A 17,423-nucleotide genomic window follows, 5' to 3' on the forward strand; every position below is an offset into this window, starting at 1 on the left:
TCGGCCCGAGGGCCGGACGATCAGTTACAGATGCCCACGTCGTCGCACAGCGCGCCGGCGGCGCCGCCGACCACGGCGCCCTGCGCCAGGCTGCCGCCGGTGACGGCCGCGGCGACGCCGCCCGTGGCCGCGCCGGTGGCGGCGCGTTCGAAGTCGTTCTCGCCGCAGGCGGCCAGCAGCGCGGTGGCCGCGAACAGTCCGGCGGCGAGGCCGCGACGCAGATGTCGGGGCGGGAATTGGTCAGGCATGGCAGGGCTCCTCCAGTGGCATCGGTTTCCCCGCCAACCCCCGGCATGGCCGCGGGGTTCCGCGCCACGCCCCGGCCCCGCCATGAAAAAAGGCCGCCGTCCCCGCGGGGGACAGCGGCCCGAACAGGATCACCGCAGCCAGAGGCCGCCGCGATTGCCGGCTCAGTACGAGCGGCGGCAGATGCCCGCGTCGTCGCACAGCGCGCCGGCGCCGGCACCGATGGCCGCGCCGGTGAGCGCGTTGTTGTCGGTCGCGTCGGCGATGATGGCGCCCGCAGCGGCGCCGGTGAGGGCGCGGCCGCCGTCGGTTTCCAGACAGCCGGCAAGGGCCGACATGCCGACGAGGGCAAGGATGATCTTGGTGTTGCGCATAGGTGTGCTCCGCCTCCAGCAGGGGTTGTTATTGCGCAACAGTCTAGCGTTCCGGCCGGTTCCCGAAAGTGAATTCCGCGCGATTTCCGAGACTCGGCAGACGATTGCCGATCCGCCAGGGTTGGAGCGAGGGACTGGACGGCCCCGGGAAAGACCGGCCCGGAGCACAGGCGGGAAAGCCGGGAACCGGGCCGGGAGTCAGGGGAAGGGTAACGGTCACAACGAACCGGGAGGATGGCCCTGCTGGTGACCACGCCCCCGCCGCCAGACTGCGCCGGCCCCTGCGGCCGCGCAACCGTCGCCTGCGCCGGACGCGGCCGGTGGGCGGCAAGCTGCCACAGATGCGGGGGGCCGGGCGGAGACATGCCTATTCGTCCTCGTCCCAGTCGTCGTCGTCCTCGTCGAAGCCGAAATCCTCGGCCGTCTCGGGGGCGAAGACCTCGGGGAAGGCGGCCTGCGCCCGCTTCAGGTCGATGCGCAGCAGCGCCTCATAGCTTTCGGGATCGAAGGGGTCCTCGGCCGCCACCACCTCGCGCCCGAACAGCCAGGACAGCCGCCCGGCATCGAGGTTGCCGCGCTCGAACGGCTCTTCGCCGAACTGCGCCCAGAGGGCGGCCATGAAGGCCGCGTCGGCGCGGCGGTCGAGCGCCGCGCGGTCGCGGAAGCGTTCGCGCCGGATGATCTTGGTCGCGCCCTTCTTGTTGGCGCGGCGGATGACGAACTGGAAATCGGTGCCCGGCAACCGGCCGGGAAAGCCGCGGTGTTTCAGCATGGACAGCCCCTTGTGCAAGGACCGGGCCGTGCCGCGCCGGTGAGCCCGCTTCGGGCCGGCGGCGTCCCGCGGGGACCGGCCGCCATCCACCGGACGGCGGCCGGCCCGGCGGCGTTACTTGTACTTGCCGGTATAGACCGGTTCGGCCGTGACCGGCTCTTCGACGTAGACGACTTCGTCCTTCTGGGCGCAGGCGGCCACGAAGGCCAGCAGACATGCGCCGATGAGGAGGTTCCTGGACATTCCGTGCTCCTGTTTCTTGTTGTGACCGGGGCGCCACGGCACCCGGCCTGCCTGTCGAGGTGGGGGACCGTTCGCGAACGGCCGGCGCACAGCATAAGCCAGCCCCCGGCAAAGCGGTATGGGGCGCCGTCGATGCCGGCGGAATGTGGCAGGCGGGACTCAGGGCACCGGGACCCAGGGCACCGGCGGGCGGCGCGGAACGATCCCCCGGACGGGACGAGGACCCGCATCAGAACATCTCCCATTCGCAGCTGCCCTCCGCGGGGCGGTAGGCCTCGAAGAACTGCACCGCGTCGGGCGCCGTCTCGCCGAAGGGAATCTCCCGGTCGGACAGCGAGATGACGATCTGCTGCGGTTGCGGCCCCGTCGAGGGGATGCGGGGCAGCGCGAAGCTGTCGCACAACCACTGCATGTCGGCGGCCAGACTGTCGAAATCCATCGACGCAGTGATGGCCGGCGCGAGGAAACGGAAGCGCGCGGTCAGCCCTTCCGGCCCCGCGGCATCCTGCACCGTCTCGATCCAGCTGACGGCGAGGCCCGAGGGCAGCCGGATCTCCTCGGCCCGTGCGGGCCCCGCCACGAGCATCGCGGCCAGCATCGGCAGGCAAAGCGGCAGGGTCCGGCGCATCGTGACCTCAGAGCGGGATGTTGTCGTGCTTCTTCCACGGGTTGGCCAGAACCTTGCCCCGCAGCGAGGCGAAGGCCCGCGCCACCCGGCGGCGGGTCGAATGCGGCTGGATCACCTCGTCGATGAAACCGCGCTCGGCCGCGACGAAAGGATTGGCGAAGCGGTCCTCGTAGTCGCGGGTGCGGGCGGCGATCCGGTCCTTGTCCGCCAGTTCGCCCCGGTAGAGGATCTCGACCGCGCCCTTCGCGCCCATCACCGCGATTTCCGCCGTGGGCCAGGCATAGTTGAAATCGCCGCGCAGATGTTTCGACGCCATGACGTCATAGGCGCCGCCATAGGCCTTGCGGGTGATGACCGTGACCTTCGGCACCGTCGCCTCGCCATAGGCGAACAGCAGCTTCGCCCCGTGCTTGATCACGCCGCCATATTCCTGTCCGGTGCCCGGCAGGAAGCCCGGCACATCCACCAGCGTCAGGATCGGGATGTCGAAGGCATCGCAGAACCGCACGAACCGCGCGGCCTTGCGGCTGCTGTCGATGTCGAGGCAGCCGGCCAGTACCATCGGCTGGTTCGCCACCACCCCCACGGTCTGCCCCTCGATCCGCAGGAAGCCGGTGATGATGTTGCCGGCATAGTCCTTCTGGATCTCGTAGAAGTCGCCCTCGTCGGCGATCTTCAGGATCAGCTCCTTCATGTCATAGGGCTGGTTCGGGTTGTCGGGGATCAGCGTGTCGAGGCTGGGTTCCATCCGGCCCGGATCGTCGAAGAAGGGACGGACCGGCGCCTTCTGGCGGTTGTTCAGCGGCAGGAAGTCGAACAGGCGGCGGATCTCGCTGATCGCCTCCACGTCGTTCTCGAAGGCGCCGTCCACCACGCCGGATTTCTTCGCATGGGTCGAGGCGCCGCCCAGTTCCTCGGCCGTCACCACCTCGTTGGTCACGGTCTTCACCACGTCGGGGCCGGTGACGAACATGTAGGACGTGTCCTTCACCATGAAGATGAAGTCGGTCATCGCCGGGGAATAGACCGCGCCCCCGGCGCAGGGACCCATGACGACGCTGATCTGCGGCACCACGCCCGAGGCCATGATATTGCGCTGGAACACCTCGGCATAGCCGCCGAGCGAGGCCACGCCTTCCTGGATGCGCGCGCCGCCGGAATCGTTCAGCCCGATCACCGGCGCGCCGTTCTGCATCGCCATGTCCATGATCTTGCAGATCTTCTGCGCGTGGGTTTCCGACAGCGACCCGCCGAAGACGGTGAAATCCTGGCTGAAGACATAGACCATGCGGCCGTTGATCGTGCCCCAGCCGGTGACGACGCCGTCGCCGGCGGGACGGTCGGCCTCCATTCCGAACTCGGTGCAGCGATGGCGGACGAACATGTCGAATTCCTCGAAAGACCCCTCGTCCAGCAGCAGGTCCAGCCGTTCGCGCGCCGTCAGCTTGCCGCGCTTGTGCTGCGCCTCGATCCGGCGCTCGCCCCCGCCCAGCCGTGCCTCGGCCCGACGCTGTTCCAGCTGTTGCAGGATGTCCTTCATCTGCCCCCCCAATCCGACCGACGCCCCGACCCTAGCGGAAGCGGCGGGGCAGCCAAAGCGGTTTCCGGAAAATTTGCAAACTTCCGAAGAAGCCTTCAGCGCAAATCGCAAATGTGCGAAATTCCGCCGACGGGCGCCCGAATGAGTGCCGGTCCGGCGGCACGATTGTCCCGGATCGCCACCGGCAGCGGCGGACGGTTGCCCAATTTTCCGCAGTGCAGCGACAATCTTTGCCCAAATTCTTTCGCAGACGCAGCAAGAAAGTCTCAGTCCGGAAAAAGGGTGGCGATCCGGCTTGAAATCTGCGACGCGGGCGCTGTAGCAGCGGGGCCAAGTCCAGCGTTTTCTACCCCCGATGTTGCACCAAAAATCGATAGAGGCCTCCCGATGACCCTTCCGAACCTCGCTCCGATCCCCGAGCTTTATGTTTCCTACGAGTCCGCGCAGAAGCTGAAGCACGAGGCGGGCAACCTCGTCTCGTGGGACCTGACGCCCCGTCAGATCTGCGATCTGGAACTGCTGATGAACGGCGGCTTCAACCCGCTGAAGGGCTTCCTGTCCGAGGCCGATTATAACGGCGTCGTGGAAGAGATGCGGCTGGCCGACGGCACGCTCTGGCCGATGCCGATCACGCTGGACGTGTCCGAGGACTTCGCCGGCAAGATCGAGCCCGGCCAGGACATCGCGCTGCGCGATCAGGAAGGCGTCATCCTCGCCATCCTGTCGGTGACCGACAAATGGGTGCCGAACAAGGCGAACGAGGCCGAGAAGGTGTTCGGCGCCGACGATCTGGCGCATCCGGCGGTCAACTACCTGCACAACACCGCCGGCAAGGTCTATCTGGGCGGCCCGATCACCGGCATCCAGCAGCCGGTGCATTATGACTTCAAGGCCCGCCGCGACACCCCCAACGAGCTGCGCGCCTATTTTCGCAAGCTGGGCTGGCGCCGCATCGTCGCCTTCCAGACCCGGAACCCGCTGCACCGCGCGCATCAGGAACTGACCTTCCGCGCCGCGAAAGAGGCGCAGGCCAACCTGCTGATCCACCCGGTGGTCGGCATGACCAAGCCGGGCGACATCGACCACTTCACCCGCGTGCGCTGCTACGAGGCGGTGCTGGACCAGTATCCGGCCGCCACCACGACGCTGAGCCTGCTGAACCTGGCCATGCGCATGGCCGGCCCGCGCGAGGCGGTCTGGCACGGCATCATCCGCCGGAACCACGGCTGCACCCACATGATCGTCGGGCGCGACCATGCCGGCCCGGGCAAGAACTCGGCCGGGCAGGACTTCTACGACCCCTATGCGGCGCAGGAACTGTTCGGCAAGCACCAGGCCGAGATCGGCGTCGAGATGGTCGACTTCAAGCAGATGGTCTATGTGCAGGAACGCGCCCAGTACGAGCCGCGCGACGAGGTCGAGGAAGGCGCCACCATCCTCGACATCTCGGGCACCGAACTGCGCCGCCGTCTGGCCGAGGGGCTGGAAATCCCGGAATGGTTCTCGTTCCCCGACGTGGTGAAGGAACTGCGCCGCACCCGTCCGCCGCGGGCCAAGCAGGGCTTCACCGTGCTCTTCACCGGCTTCTCGGGCTCGGGCAAGTCCACCATCGCCAACGCGCTGATGGTCAAGCTGATGGAACTGGGCGGCCGTCCGGTGACGCTGCTGGATGGCGATGTGGTGCGCAAGCACCTGTCCTCGGAACTGGGCTTCTCGAAGGAGCACCGCGACATCAACATCCGCCGCATCGGCTATGTCGCGTCCGAGATCACCAAGAACGGCGGCATCGCCATCTGCGCGCCCATCGCGCCTTACATGGCCACCCGCCGCGCGGTGCGCGAGATGATCGAGGCCTATGGCGCCTTCGTCGAGGTGCATGTGGCGACCTCGATCGAGGCCTGCGAGGCGCGCGACCGCAAGGGGCTCTACAAGCTGGCGCGCGAGGGCAAGATCAAGGAGTTCACCGGTATCTCGGACCCCTACGAGACGCCCGAGAAGCCGGAACTGCGGATCGACACCGAAGGTCAGGACGTCGATACCTGCGCGCATCAGGTGATCCTGAAGCTGGAAAGCATGGGCCTGATCGGCGCCGTCTGATCCGCCGGACCGTTATCGACCAGAAGGGGCGCGTCGCGGGACGCGCCCTTTCTCATTGGGGGCCGCCTGGCCACCACCGGACGAACAGTTTCCAGCATTATCAATGGCCAGGCCGATTGTCCGGCCCCGCCCCTCGCAATCGGCGTGCCGCATCCCCATCTGTCTGGGGCAACTCTTTTATCGAACCTGTTCCTGACGGCTCAGCTCTCGATCTTCAGCTTTGCCGGGCCGCTGCGTTTTGTGGGCGGCACCTATACAAGGAACATCACGATGGCCAATGGCACCGTGAAGTGGTTCAACCCCACCAAAGGCTTCGGCTTCATCCAGCATGAGCGTGGCGGCAAGGACGTGTTCGTCCATATCTCGGCGCTCGAGCGGGCCGGCATCTCGCGGCTGGACGACAACCAGGCCGTGACCTTCGACACGGAAAGCGACCGCAACGGCCGCGAATCCGCGACGAACCTGCAGCTGGCCTGATCCACGGCCACCACACCGGGGGGCGGGGCCGTTCGCAGCCAGCCCTCCGCCTTCGCCTCGCCCGTTCGCGGGCGCGGCGATTTCTACATGGAAGACAGACTCAATTGATCGAAATCTACTGGGGTTCGCCCCTCTCTTTCGTCTCGCCTGCGGGCGAGGTGCAGAAATTCGGCACGATCGAACAGGCGGCCTACTGGCTGCGCAAGAAATGGCCCGTGGCCGATGAGGCCCGCGACCGGGCGCTGACCCGGATCGACGCGGCGATGCATTGCCTGGGTTCGGTCGGCTCCGCCCGGCGCGCCTTCATCTCGGCCGCCAGCAGCGCGGGCTTCGTCCGCGACAGCCGCGTCGCCTGAGACGCCGCTGACCGAGAAGTCGCTGTCAGGTTTCACGGACCCGATGTCAAAGGCGCGCCACCGGCGCGCCTTTTCGCGTCGGCCGCCTGCCGCCCCTGCCGCACCATGCCACGGAACGGTCACAGTCCGGCCCCGGGCCTACCCCGCCGCGGGCCGATTTGCCGGTCAGGATTGCCCCGGCGACCGCCCGGCGGGACCGGACCGACCCGACGCAGAGGCGCCACATGAACTCGTCCGGAACCTCCCGGCCCGCAGTTGCGTTTGAAGGCAACCGCCCACAGGCATATTGCGTTCGGCGGGCGCAGATTTCCGCCGATGCGCATGGCGGACCGGAAAGACGAACGGGCGGCAGCGGCCGGATGACCGGCCCGGAACCAAGACCCGGCGGGCAGAACGAGGACCGGCACGATGCTGGAAGGCAAGACGATCATGGTAGTCGAGGACGAGGCCCTTCTCGCCCTGGACCTCGCCATGACGTTCGAGGATCTGGGCTCAACCGTCGCCGGTCCCTGCTACCGGATCGAAAGCGCGCTGGACCTGGTCGCCCGGGTGGCGATCGACGGCGCGGTTCTCGATGTCGACCTCAACGGCGAGACGATCTTCCCCGTCGCCCGCGCGTTGCAGAAGAACGGCGTGCCGTTCATCTTTCACACCGGCCGCGCCGACTGTTCCGCCCTGATCGCCGAATTCCCCGAGGCGATGCTGTGCCCGAAGCCCACCACCCCCGACCGCATCGCCCATAACCTGGCCGAGGCGATGGCGCGCAGCGGCGACCGCACCGAACCCGCCTGCATCGGCTTCTGACCCCGCTTGCGCTGACGGGCTTCGGACATGCAAACGGGCGGCAGATGCCGCCCGTCCTTTATCGCTTACAGCCGGTTCGGCGCGATCAGTGGACGCTGATCAGTGGACGCTCACCGGCGCCAGATCGTTCTGCCGTGCCAGCATGAAGGCCAGCTTGCGGTCGCGCACCAGCGCCAGCCGCTCGCCCGCCGCGTCATGCAGGGCGTAGAGCGTGTCCAGCCCTTCGGCCTGCTGGCGCACCTCCTCGGGCAGGCTGTCAACGGCGACGGGGCGGACATAGACGATGCGCTCGCCGCCCTCGGGACCGAAATCGTATTGCGTGTTCATCCTGTTCCCCTTTCTGTCACTTGCGGCCGATGCGGATGGTCTGCACCACGGGTTCCGGGACCGAGCGGCGCAGATCCAGATGCAGCAGGCCGTTTTCCAGTGCCGCGCCCGCCACCTCGACGCCTTCCGCCAGCACGAAGCTGCGCTGGAACGCCCGGGCCGCGATGCCGCGATGCAGGAAGACGCGATCCTGTTCATCCTCGGCCTGACGGCCGCGGATCATCAGCTGGCGGTCCTCGACCGTGATCGACAGGTCGTCCTCGCGGAAGCCGGCGACGGCGAGCGTGATGCGATAGGCGTTCTCGCCACTCTGTTCGATATTGAAGGGCGGGTAGCCTTCGGCACCGGCCTTGACGGTGCGTTCCACCAGCCGTTCGAGCTGATCGAAGCCCAGAAGAAAGGGGTGGGCCCCAAAACCGACTTTCGACATCTTGGCCTGTCCTCGTGCAAGCGACATGCGGAGGGGACCCCGGCACTGGCGGTCCCTTGCCGTCAATATGGGGCGGGTCGGCGGGCACGGCAAGGTCGCCCGCAGCCCCCTTCGCGCAACACTTTCCGCAACGCCCCAGAAACGCTATATTTCGGCGACGGAACCGCCTGCGACTCGCAGACCGGGCCGGCCAGGTCCACCCCAGCAGGCTGTCGTCATGAACGCGCATATCACCGCACCCGAAACCGCCGAGATGACCCACGACGATGTGCTGCGCCTGAAGCTCGAGGTGCTGCGCCGCGAACATCGCGATCTGGACGAGGCGATCCGCGCGCTGGAGGAGACGGGCCGCGGCGACCAGCTGACCCTGCGCCGGCTGAAGAAGCAGAAGCTGTCGCTGAAGGACCAGATCGCCCGCATCGACGACCTGCTGACCCCCGACATCATCGCCTGAGCGCGGCCTCGCGGCATTGCACCCCGCGCCGCCCCCGCTATAGTCCGGCGCCTGACGCGGCAGCGGGGCAGAGGCGGGGCAGACATGGGCGTGGAAGTCGGGATCATCATGGGCAGCCAGTCGGACTGGCCTACGATGCAGGAGGCGGCGAAGATCCTCGACGAACTGGGTGTGCCCTACGAGGCGAAGATCGTCTCGGCCCACCGCACGCCGGACCGGTTGTGGGACTATGGCCGTTCGGCGGTCGCGCGCGGGCTGAAAGTGATCGTCGCCGGTGCGGGCGGGGCGGCGCATCTGCCCGGCATGATGGCGTCGAAAACCCGGGTACCGGTGATCGGCGTGCCTGTCCAGACCCGGGCCCTGTCCGGGGTCGACAGCCTCTATTCCATCCTGCAGATGCCCAGGGGCTATCCGGTCGCCACCATGGCCATCGGCGCAGCGGGCGCGGCCAACGCCGGGCTGATGGCGGCGGGCATCCTCGCGCTGAACGACCCGGCGCTGGCGGCGCGGCTGGACGGCTGGCGCGCGGCGCTGTCGGCCTCGATCCCCGAGGAGCCTTCGGATGACTGACGCCCTGCCCACCGGCGCCACCATCGGCATCCTCGGCGGCGGCCAGCTGGGCCGGATGCTCGCGGTCGCCGCCAGCCGCCTTGGCCTGCGCGCCCATGTCTATGAACCCGCCGCGAACCCGCCCGCCGGCGATGTGGCCCATGCCCTGACCACCGCGCCCTACGAGGACGAGGCCGCGCTGCGCGCCTTCGCCGCCGCGGTCGATGTGGTGACCTACGAGTTCGAGAATGTGCCGACCTCGGCCCTCGACCTGATCGAGAGCCTGCGCCCGATCCGCCCCAACCGCCGGGCGCTGGCGATCAGCCAGGACCGGGTGCAGGAAAAGACCTTCCTCAACGGGCTGGGGCTGGCCACCGCCCCCTGGGCGCCCGTCGGCTCGGATGCCGAGATGGCGGCGGCGCTGATGGCGGTGGGCCTGCCCGCGATCCTGAAGACCACGCGGCTCGGCTATGACGGCAAGGGGCAGGCGCGGCTTGGCGGCCCGGCCGATGCCCCGGCGGCGCTGGCCGCGATGCGGGGCCAACCCGCGATCCTCGAGGGCTTCGTGACGTTCAGCCGCGAGATTTCGGTCATCGCGGCGCGCGGGCTCGACGGTTCGGTGGCGGCCTATGACCCCGGCGAGAATGTGCATCGGGATGGCATCCTGCACACCACCACCGTCCCCGCGCAGATCGGGCCGGGCCTGCGGTCGGACGCGGTGCTGATCGCGGCGCGGATCCTCAACGCGCTCGACTATGTCGGCGTGATGGGAGTGGAGCTGTTCGTGACGCCCGCCGGGCTGCTGGTCAACGAGATCGCGCCCCGGGTCCACAATTCCGGGCACTGGACCCAGAACGGCTGCGCCGTGGACCAGTTCGAACAGCATGTCCGCGCGGTCGCCGGCTGGCCGCTGGGGGATGGCCAGCGGATCGCGGATGTCGAGATGCTGAACCTGATCGGCGACGACGTGGACCGGGTGCCCGACTATGCACGCCAGCCCGACACGGCGATCCACCTCTATGGCAAGGCCGAGGCCCGCCCCGGCCGGAAGATGGGCCATGTGAACCGGATCAGCCCGCGCCGGACCTGACCCCCATGGATCGACAGCGCCAGCCCCGCCCGGCGCAGCGCCCTGCGGCGGCACGTCACGGCGCGCCGAAGGCCTCCGGGTAGAGCAGCCGTCCGGAATGCAGCCCGCTGCCCGGCGCGATCGGATAGACTTGGGTGAATTCGGGCGCGAAGGGCGTGGTCAGGTGATGCGCCGCCGCGCGGGTAAAGCCGAAGCGGCCGTAATACTCGGGCGCCCCCAGCACCACCACCGCCTGCGCATGGTGCTGGCGGCACAGGTCGAGGCCTTCGCGGATCATCTCGCTGCCGATCCCCTGCCCCTGGCGGGACTGGATCACCGATACCGGCGCCATCGCCCACCACCCCGCCGGCAACACCATCCGTGCAAAGGCGATATGGCCAAGGATGGTGCCCTCTTCCTCGGCCACCAGTTCCAGCGCCATGTCGCCGTCGCGGCGCAACGTCTCGACCAGACGCGCCTCGTCCGGCCGCTCGAAGGCGGTGGCGACGAGGATCGAGATGAACATGTGATCCGCCGGCCGGACTTCGCGCAGGTGCATGAATGTCTTTCCTGAACCGTTTCCCGACTTTACGCCCGATCTTGCCGCAGATGCAACATGCCCCGCGCTGCGACGCGGCACAGCGCGGGGCCCGGAGCCGTCGCCGGGCATCGCGTCACCCGGTCAGCCCGCCTGCGCCCCGCGCACCGTGCGGTGTACGAAGGCCAGCTTCTCGGTCACCTGCGGCGGCAGCACGAAGGGATAGAGGTCGGCCTGACCCATCGAGCGGTTCAGCGCGTTCAGCGCCACCGTCAGCGGCGGCCAGGACCGGGCAAGCCGGCCGAACCCGCGGGCGCGGTAGGGGTCGAAATCCAGGTCGGCCGACAGGTCGCCCTCGTCATCCACGCCGGGGTCCAGCGTCAGGCCGAAGGCCACGGCGGTTTCCAGCGTGTCGACCATGTGCAGGTAATGCGCCCAGGTTTCGGCCCAGTCTTCCCACGGGTGCATCGTCGCATAGGCGCTGACGTGATCGGCCTCCCATCCGGCGGGGGGACCTTCGGCATAGTGGCGGTCCAGCGCGGCGGAATAGTCGGCATCGGCATCGCCGAACAGCGCGGTGAATTCCGGCTTCAGCCCGCCGCCGCGGATCAGCAGGTCCCAGTAGTAGTGCCCGATCTCGTGCCGGAAATGGCCCAGCAGGGTGCGGTAGGCCTCGCCCATCTCGCTGCGCGTCCGCTCGCGTTCCGCATCGTCGGCCTCGGTCAGCGAGATGGTGACGACGCCCGAGGCATGGCCAGTCAGCACCCGTGGCCCGCCTTCGGGATCGTCGGCGAGGAAATCGAAGATCAGCGGTTCCGGGTGGTCGCTGCCCGGCGGAGGCAGCGGCAGGCCCAGCTTCAGCAGCGCATAGACCAGCCGCCGCTTGGCCGCCTCGATCCGCTGCCAGCGGGCATGCCGGTCAGGGTCCGACAGGTCGGGGACGGTGCGGTTGTGGCGGCAGGCGCGGCAGAAGGGCTCGTCCCCGTCCGCCGACAGCATCCAGTTGCAGGCCGACAGTTCCCAGTTCTCGCAAAAGCGATAGCGGGCGGTGCCGTCCAGCGGCGCGCCCTCCTCGACCGGGGCGGGGCGCCAGACCGGCCCCTCCGCCTCGACCGCCAGCATCCGGTCGGCGTCGGGCAGGTAGCCCACGTTCCGGTTGCAGCGCAGGCAGACGGTATTCTCGAAATGCAGCACCTGACCGCAGCACTGGCACTGGAACAGCTTCATCGCGCATCCTCTGGAGGGGCCGGCGGGAAGGACCGGCGCCGGGGAACGCCGCCCGGCAGGCGGCAGTTCCGTGTGGGTTGAACGGCCGCGGCAATGCGGGCGGTCAGGCGGTCGACAGGCCCCCCTGCGCGATCACCGCCACGCAGATCCGGTTGCTGCCGCCGGCGCGCGCCTCGGCCAGCGCGCCTTCCGCCTCGACCATCAGCGCTTCGCGGTCGAGGTCGCGGCGCGCCATCGCCAGCCCGATGGACACCGTCACCGGCCAGCCCTCGCGGCCGAGCTGGCGCGAGATCACGCCGCGCAGCCGTTCCGCCGCCTCGCGGGCCTCGCCGATGCCGAGCCGGGGCAGGAAGACGGCGAACTCCTCGCCCCCTGCCCGGGCCAGCACGTCGCCGCTGCGCAGGGTGCCGGCCAGCAGCCGGCCGAGGTCGCGCAGCAGCCCGTTCGCCTCGGCCTCGCCATGGCGCGCGGCAAGCTCCGCGAAGCCGTCGATCGCCAGCATCGCCATCGCTCCGCCCGAGGGCGCGGGGCCCCGGATCTTCTCGGCCAGGCCCCGGCGGTTCAGAAGACCGGTCATCGGATCGGTCAGCGCCGCGCGGCGGGTCGCGTCCACCTCGGATTCGATGGACAGGATCAGCCGGTTGGTCGCGTCCATGATCCGGCCCGGCTGGTCGCCCAGGCCCGAGGGCAGCGGGTGCACCTCGCCCGTCTCCTCGAAGCGGCGGATGGCAGCGTCGATGCGATAGACGGGCCGCAGGACCGCGCGCAGCGCAAGGATGGTGGCGCCGGTCGCCACCAGCGTCGCCCCCAGGGCGGCGAACAGCACATGGGCCTGCGCCGCCAGCGTCTCCTCGCCGGCCAGCATCGCGGCCAGCACGGCCAGCAGCGGCAGATGCACCCCCACGAAAGCCACCGAGATGACCTTCGCCGTGTAACTGTGCGGAAAGAGGCGCGACAGCGCCTGATAGAGCCACATGCGGCCGATCCTGTCCTGGGCTGCGCGCGCCCCGCGCGCTGTCGCCATGCCGTCGCCCCCAACCGCGGTCATATCACCCGAAGGCGGCGGTCGCCAAAGAAAAGGGGCCCCGCGCGGGGCCCCATTCCGTATCGTAGCCCGAACGGGACGGCTTACATCATGCCGTCCATGCCGCCCATGCCGCCCATGCCGCCGCCGGCGGGGGCATCGGCCTTCGGCTTCTCGGCCACCATCGCCTCGGTGGTGATCAGCAGGCCGGCGACCGAGGCCGCATCTTCCAGCGCGGTGCGGACGACCTTGGCCGGGTCGATGACGCCGAAGGCGAACATGTCGCCGTATTCTTCGGTCTGCGCGTTGAAGCCGAAGGCGAGGTCGTTCGATTCGCGGACCTTGCCGGCCACCACGGCGCCGTCGACGCCCGAGTTGGTCGCGATCTGACGCAGCGGCGCCTCGATCGCCTTGCGGACGATGGCGATACCCGCGTCCTGGTCGCCATTGGCGCCGGTCAGCCCATCCAGCGCCTTGCCGGCCTGGATCAGGGCCACGCCGCCGCCGACGACGATGCCTTCCTGCACGGCCGCACGGGTCGCGTTCAGGGCGTCATCGACGCGGTCCTTGCGCTCTTTCACCTCGACTTCGGTCATGCCGCCGACGCGGATGACGGCGACGCCGCCCGCCAGCTTGGCCACACGCTCCTGCAGCTTCTCGCGGTCGTAGTCCGAGGTGGTCTCCTCGATCTGCGTGCGGATCTGGCCGACGCGGGCCTCGATCTCGGACTTGTCACCGGCGCCGTCGACGATGGTGGTGTTGTCCTTCGAGATCGACACCTTCTTGGCGCGGCCGAGCATGTCGATGGTGACATTCTCGAGCTTCATGCCGAGGTCTTCCGAGATCACCTGGCCGCCGGTCAGGATCGCGATGTCCTGCAGCATGGCCTTGCGGCGGTCGCCGAAGCCCGGGGCCTTGACGGCGGCGATCTTCAGGCCGCCGCGCAGCTTGTTGACGACCAGCGTGGCCAGGGCCTCGCCTTCCACGTCCTCGGCCACGATCAGCAGCGGCTTTTGCGACTGGATCACCGATTCCAGCAGCGGCACCATCGGCTGCAGCGACGAGAGTTTCTTCTCGTGCAGCAGGATGACCGCGTCTTCCAGATCGGCGATCATCTTTTCCGGGTTGGTGACGAAATAGGGCGAGAGGTAGCCGCGGTCGAACTGCATGCCCTCGACCACTTCGACTTCCGTCTCCATGCCCTTGTTCTCTTCGACGGTGATCACACCCTCGTTGCCGACCTTCTGCATCGCGTCGGCGATCTGGCGGCCGATGAAGGCCTCGCCATTGGCCGAGATGGTGCCGACCTGGGCGACTTCGTCGCTGTCCTTGACCGGACGCGCGGCGGCCTTGATCGCCTCGACGACCTTGGTGGTGGCGAGGTCGATGCCGCGCTTCAGGTCCATCGGGTTCATGCCGGCCGCGACCGACTTCATGCCTTCCTTGATGATGGCCTGGGCCAGCACCGTGGCGGTGGTGGTGCCGTCGCCGGCCTCGTCATTGGTGCGCGAGGCGACTTCTTTCACCATCTGCGCGCCCATGTTCTCGAACTTGTCTTCCAGTTCGATTTCCTTGGCGACGGAGACGCCGTCCTTGGTGATGCGCGGGGCGCCGAACGACTTTTCGATCACCACGTTGCGGCCTTTCGGGCCCAGCGTGACCTTCACGGCGTCGGCGAGGATGTTCACGCCGCGCAGCATGCGCGAACGGGCATCGGTCTCGAACTTGACTTCCTTGGCAGCCATCGGAATTGCTCCTGTCTGTCTGGTTGCGGTTGGAAAGGCGTCCTCAGGCGATGATGCCGAGGATGTCGCTTTCCTTCATGATCAGCAGCTCTTCGCCGTCGACGGTCACTTCGGTGCCCGACCACTTGCCGAACAGCACCCGGTCGCCGGCCTTCACGGCCATCGCGATCAGCTCGCCCGAATCCTTGCGGGCGCCCTCGCCCACGGCGACGATCTCGCCCTCGGCCGGTTTCTCTTTCGCGTTGTCGGGGATGATCAGACCGCCCTTGGTCTTTTCCTCGCTCTGCACGCGCTTGACCAGCACCCGGTCATGAAGCGGTTTGAACGCCATCTGGTAACACTCCCTCTGGGGTCCAGGTTCAATTCTGAAGCGTTATCACTCACAGCAGGCGAGTGCTAACGCGCTGCAGAGTTAGGCGGATCGCGCGGTTGTGTCAACACCCGTGATCGGAGGATTTGGGGGGAAGGACGCGGGCCGGCGGACAGGCGCGGCACCCGGCTTCTGGACCCACCTCGCCGCGACGCCGGAACGCCGGCGGGCGGCAGGGCGTTGGCCCGCAGAACATGCCCGCCGGCGATGTCGCGCCGGCACGCGCCGAAGGAGGTTGCAATGGATTCGCCGCTCTGGCCGCTCGAAGACTCGCTCTGGACCGGCGGGCCCGCCGCCTATCGCCGGCTGATGCATCCGATGTGCCTGATGGCCTTCCCCGGTGCGGGCCTGATGATGGGCGAGGACATCCTCGCCGCGGTGGAGGCGGCCCCGCGCTGGCGCGAGGTGGCGATCGAGGGGCGGCGGCTGGCGGAAACCGACGGCATGGCCGTGCTCGGCTATCTGGCGACCGCCCTGCGCGACAGCGGCGACCCTTGGCGGGTCTGCTGCACCTCGACCTGGGTGCAGCGCGGCACCGACTGGCAGATCGTCCAGCACCAGCAGACGCCCCTGGGCTGAGGGCGCGCCTGACGAGGCGTCTCACGGCGCGCGCTTTCGCGGCGGTGACAACCCGCGCCGCACCGCCTATAAGGCGGGCGCAACGCCGTGCCCCGCTTCGCACCCCGCCGAAGCCACGGGCGCCGAACCACAAGGGACAGATCATGATCAAGGTTTTCGGCCACAAATCCCCCGACACGGACTCGACCGGTTCGCCCATCATCTGGGCCTGGTACCTGTCCGAGGTGAAGGGCACCCCGGCCACGGCCGTCCTGCTGGGCGAGCCCAACACCGAGGCCGCCTTCGTGCTGCGCCACTGGGATCTGCCGAAGCCCGAGATCATCTCCGATGTCAGCGCCGAGGATGAGGTCGTCATCGTCGACACCAACAACCCGGCCGAACTGCCGCCCTCGGTCAACGAGGCGAAGATCACCGCGATCATCGACCATCACATGCTGGTCGGCGGACTCAAGACGAAGTCGCCCATCGACATCACCATCCGGCCGCTGGCCTGCACCGCCACCATCATGCACGACCTGATGGGCGACGATCTGGCCGGTGCGCCGAAGGCGATCAAGGGCGCGATGCTGTCCTGCATCCTGTCCGACACGCTGGAATTCCGTTCGCCCACCACCACGGCGCATGACCGCTCGGTGGCCGAGGCGCTGGCCGCCGATCTGGGCCTGTCGATCCCCGACTTCGCCGCCGAGATGTTCGCGGCCAAGTCCGATGTCTCGGCCTTCTCGGATGCCGAACTGCTGCGGATGGATTCGAAGGAATACACCGTCGATGGCAAGGACCTGCGCGTCTCGGTGCTGGAAACCACCGCGCCGCAGGTGCTGCTGGCGCGCAAGGATGCGCTGATGGCCGCGATGCCCGGCGTCGCCGCCGAGGACAAGGCCGATCAGGTGCTGCTGTTCATCGTGGACATCCTGAAGGAAGAGGCGACGCTTTTGGTGCCGAACGATCTGGTCAAGACCATCGCCGAGGCGTCGTTCGCCTGCACGGTCACCGGCGATACCGTGGTGCTGCCCGGCATCATGAGCCGCAAGAAGCAGATCATCCCCGCGCTGAAGGTCTGATCGCGAAAGACCCGATCGCGGAAGACCCGATCGCGGAAGACCGGCCGGGGCGGGACGCGCGCCCGGGCGATCCCGCGACCGGAACACCCGGACCCATGCCCGTCGACGCCCCCACGCTGATCACGCCGCGGCTGCGGCTGCGCCCGCCACGGGTCGAGGACTTCCCCGACTATGCGCGGCTGATGGCCTCGGACCGGGCGGTGCATATGGGCGGGCCCTTCGCGATCCCGATGGCCTGGGGGCTGTTCTGCCACGACATCGCGCAATGGGCGCTGTTCGGGCTGGGCGCGCTCAGCATCGACCTGCCGGATGGCACCACCGTCGGCCAGGTCGGGCTGAACCGGGGGCCGCTCTTTCCCGAACCGGAACTGGGCTGGCTGGTCTATGCGGGCCACGAGGGCCGGGGCTATGCCTTCGAGGCGGCGACGGCGCTCAGGGACTGGGCCTTCCTGACCCGGGGCCTGCCGACGCTGGTCAGCTAAATCGACCCCGACAATCACCGCTCGCGCCGGC

23 protein-coding genes are annotated in these 17,423 nt (G+C 68.5%); 10 read left to right on the top strand and 13 right to left on the bottom strand.

The features are described from left to right. Positions 1-20: 20 nt before the first annotated feature. From EEY80_RS12815 to EEY80_RS12835, 6 genes are all read right to left on the bottom strand, one after another. A complete protein-coding gene (locus EEY80_RS12815; RefSeq protein WP_126976976.1) occupies positions 21-248 on the bottom strand; it encodes a hypothetical protein in 228 nt (75 codons plus the stop codon). Positions 249-410: 162 nt separating this feature from the next. Next, positions 411-620, bottom strand: coding sequence for a hypothetical protein (locus EEY80_RS12820; RefSeq protein ID WP_126976977.1), 210 nt, complete (start codon positions 618-620; stop codon positions 411-413). A gap of 367 nt (positions 621-987) precedes the next feature. Continuing rightward, entirely contained in the window at positions 988-1,392 is a 405-nt protein-coding gene (locus EEY80_RS12825) for a hypothetical protein (RefSeq protein WP_126976978.1), read from the bottom strand. A 114-nt stretch (positions 1,393-1,506) separates the two neighbouring features. Continuing rightward, on the bottom strand, positions 1,507-1,635 hold the full coding sequence (locus EEY80_RS20605) for a hypothetical protein (protein ID WP_268885654.1): 129 nt from the start codon (positions 1,633-1,635) through the stop codon (positions 1,507-1,509). Between the two features lie 229 nt (positions 1,636-1,864). Beyond that, positions 1,865-2,263 (bottom strand): DUF6497 family protein, encoded by a 399-nt coding sequence (locus EEY80_RS12830; protein WP_235829836.1) that lies wholly within the window; start codon positions 2,261-2,263, stop codon positions 1,865-1,867. 7 nt (positions 2,264-2,270) lie between these two features. After that, positions 2,271-3,803: an acyl-CoA carboxylase subunit beta gene (locus EEY80_RS12835; RefSeq protein WP_126976979.1), complete on the bottom strand. Its 1,533-nt coding sequence runs from the start codon at positions 3,801-3,803 to the stop codon at positions 2,271-2,273. Between the two features lie 387 nt (positions 3,804-4,190). On the opposite strand from EEY80_RS12835, the gene EEY80_RS12840 reads away from it, so the two are divergent. The 4 genes from EEY80_RS12840 (at position 4,191) to EEY80_RS12855 (ending at position 7,537) form a co-directional block, all read left to right on the top strand. Continuing rightward, positions 4,191-5,900 carry a bifunctional sulfate adenylyltransferase/adenylylsulfate kinase gene (locus EEY80_RS12840; RefSeq protein WP_126976980.1) on the top strand — a complete coding sequence of 570 codons (1,710 nt, stop codon included), beginning with the start codon at positions 4,191-4,193 and terminating at the stop codon, positions 5,898-5,900. A gap of 270 nt (positions 5,901-6,170) precedes the next feature. Beyond that, the gene (locus tag EEY80_RS12845) at positions 6,171-6,377 is read left to right on the top strand and encodes a cold-shock protein (RefSeq protein ID WP_126976981.1); all 207 of its coding nucleotides are present in this window, start codon (positions 6,171-6,173) and stop codon (positions 6,375-6,377) included. A gap of 104 nt (positions 6,378-6,481) precedes the next feature. Next, a complete protein-coding gene (locus EEY80_RS12850; RefSeq protein ID WP_205749114.1) occupies positions 6,482-6,733 on the top strand; it encodes a DUF982 domain-containing protein in 252 nt (83 codons plus the stop codon). A gap of 408 nt (positions 6,734-7,141) precedes the next feature. Next, on the top strand, positions 7,142-7,537 hold the full coding sequence (locus tag EEY80_RS12855) for a response regulator (RefSeq protein ID WP_126976982.1): 396 nt from the start codon (positions 7,142-7,144) through the stop codon (positions 7,535-7,537). Positions 7,538-7,636: 99 nt separating this feature from the next. Here EEY80_RS12855 and EEY80_RS12860 read toward each other — a convergent pair whose 3' ends face one another. After that, a complete protein-coding gene (locus EEY80_RS12860) occupies positions 7,637-7,864 on the bottom strand; it encodes a DUF1150 family protein (protein ID WP_126976983.1) in 228 nt (75 codons plus the stop codon). A gap of 16 nt (positions 7,865-7,880) precedes the next feature. Next, complete coding sequence (locus tag EEY80_RS12865) at positions 7,881-8,294, bottom strand: Hsp20 family protein (RefSeq protein ID WP_126976984.1); 414 nt, start codon at positions 8,292-8,294, stop codon at positions 7,881-7,883. Positions 8,295-8,511: 217 nt separating this feature from the next. Between EEY80_RS12865 and EEY80_RS12870 the strand changes: the two genes are divergently transcribed. The 3 genes from EEY80_RS12870 (at position 8,512) to EEY80_RS12880 (ending at position 10,387) form a co-directional block, all read left to right on the top strand. Further along, entirely contained in the window at positions 8,512-8,748 is a 237-nt protein-coding gene (locus tag EEY80_RS12870; protein ID WP_126976985.1) for a YdcH family protein, read from the top strand. Positions 8,749-8,832: 84 nt separating this feature from the next. Then, positions 8,833-9,318, top strand: a complete 486-nt coding sequence (gene purE, locus EEY80_RS12875) for a 5-(carboxyamino)imidazole ribonucleotide mutase (protein ID WP_126976986.1) — start codon at positions 8,833-8,835, stop codon at positions 9,316-9,318. Then, positions 9,311-10,387: a 5-(carboxyamino)imidazole ribonucleotide synthase gene (locus tag EEY80_RS12880; RefSeq protein WP_126976987.1), complete on the top strand. Its 1,077-nt coding sequence runs from the start codon at positions 9,311-9,313 to the stop codon at positions 10,385-10,387. Before purE ends, EEY80_RS12880 begins: the two co-directional genes overlap by 8 nt. Before the next feature lie 55 nt (positions 10,388-10,442). On the opposite strand, the gene EEY80_RS12885 is transcribed toward EEY80_RS12880, so the two are convergent. The 5 genes from EEY80_RS12885 to groES all read right to left on the bottom strand — a co-directional run bounded on the left by EEY80_RS12885 (position 10,443) and on the right by groES (position 15,231). Continuing rightward, positions 10,443-10,925 carry a GNAT family N-acetyltransferase gene (locus EEY80_RS12885; protein ID WP_164738243.1) on the bottom strand — a complete coding sequence of 161 codons (483 nt, stop codon included), beginning with the start codon at positions 10,923-10,925 and terminating at the stop codon, positions 10,443-10,445. 123 nt (positions 10,926-11,048) lie between these two features. Continuing rightward, positions 11,049-12,131 carry a zinc-binding metallopeptidase family protein gene (locus EEY80_RS12890; protein ID WP_126976989.1) on the bottom strand — a complete coding sequence of 361 codons (1,083 nt, stop codon included), beginning with the start codon at positions 12,129-12,131 and terminating at the stop codon, positions 11,049-11,051. A gap of 103 nt (positions 12,132-12,234) precedes the next feature. After that, positions 12,235-13,107, bottom strand: coding sequence for a GGDEF domain-containing protein (locus EEY80_RS12895; RefSeq protein WP_164738244.1), 873 nt, complete (start codon positions 13,105-13,107; stop codon positions 12,235-12,237). A gap of 152 nt (positions 13,108-13,259) precedes the next feature. Next, on the bottom strand, positions 13,260-14,900 hold the full coding sequence (groL, locus tag EEY80_RS12900; RefSeq protein ID WP_126976991.1) for a chaperonin GroEL: 1,641 nt from the start codon (positions 14,898-14,900) through the stop codon (positions 13,260-13,262). A gap of 43 nt (positions 14,901-14,943) precedes the next feature. Further along, the gene (groES, locus tag EEY80_RS12905; protein ID WP_126976992.1) at positions 14,944-15,231 is read right to left on the bottom strand and encodes a co-chaperone GroES; all 288 of its coding nucleotides are present in this window, start codon (positions 15,229-15,231) and stop codon (positions 14,944-14,946) included. Between the two features lie 279 nt (positions 15,232-15,510). On the opposite strand from groES, the gene EEY80_RS12910 reads away from it, so the two are divergent. From EEY80_RS12910 to EEY80_RS12920, 3 genes are all read left to right on the top strand, one after another. Then, positions 15,511-15,849: a nuclear transport factor 2 family protein gene (locus EEY80_RS12910; RefSeq protein WP_164738245.1), complete on the top strand. Its 339-nt coding sequence runs from the start codon at positions 15,511-15,513 to the stop codon at positions 15,847-15,849. Between the two features lie 143 nt (positions 15,850-15,992). Next, positions 15,993-16,910 carry a manganese-dependent inorganic pyrophosphatase gene (locus EEY80_RS12915; protein ID WP_126976994.1) on the top strand — a complete coding sequence of 306 codons (918 nt, stop codon included), beginning with the start codon at positions 15,993-15,995 and terminating at the stop codon, positions 16,908-16,910. A 95-nt stretch (positions 16,911-17,005) separates the two neighbouring features. Continuing rightward, a complete protein-coding gene (locus tag EEY80_RS12920; RefSeq protein ID WP_328590527.1) occupies positions 17,006-17,392 on the top strand; it encodes a GNAT family N-acetyltransferase in 387 nt (128 codons plus the stop codon). Positions 17,393-17,423: the final 31 nt, after the last annotated feature.

It is taken from the genome of Frigidibacter oleivorans (genome assembly GCF_003993775.1).
In the GTDB taxonomy this organism is placed as follows: domain Bacteria; phylum Pseudomonadota; class Alphaproteobacteria; order Rhodobacterales; family Rhodobacteraceae; genus Frigidibacter; species Frigidibacter oleivorans.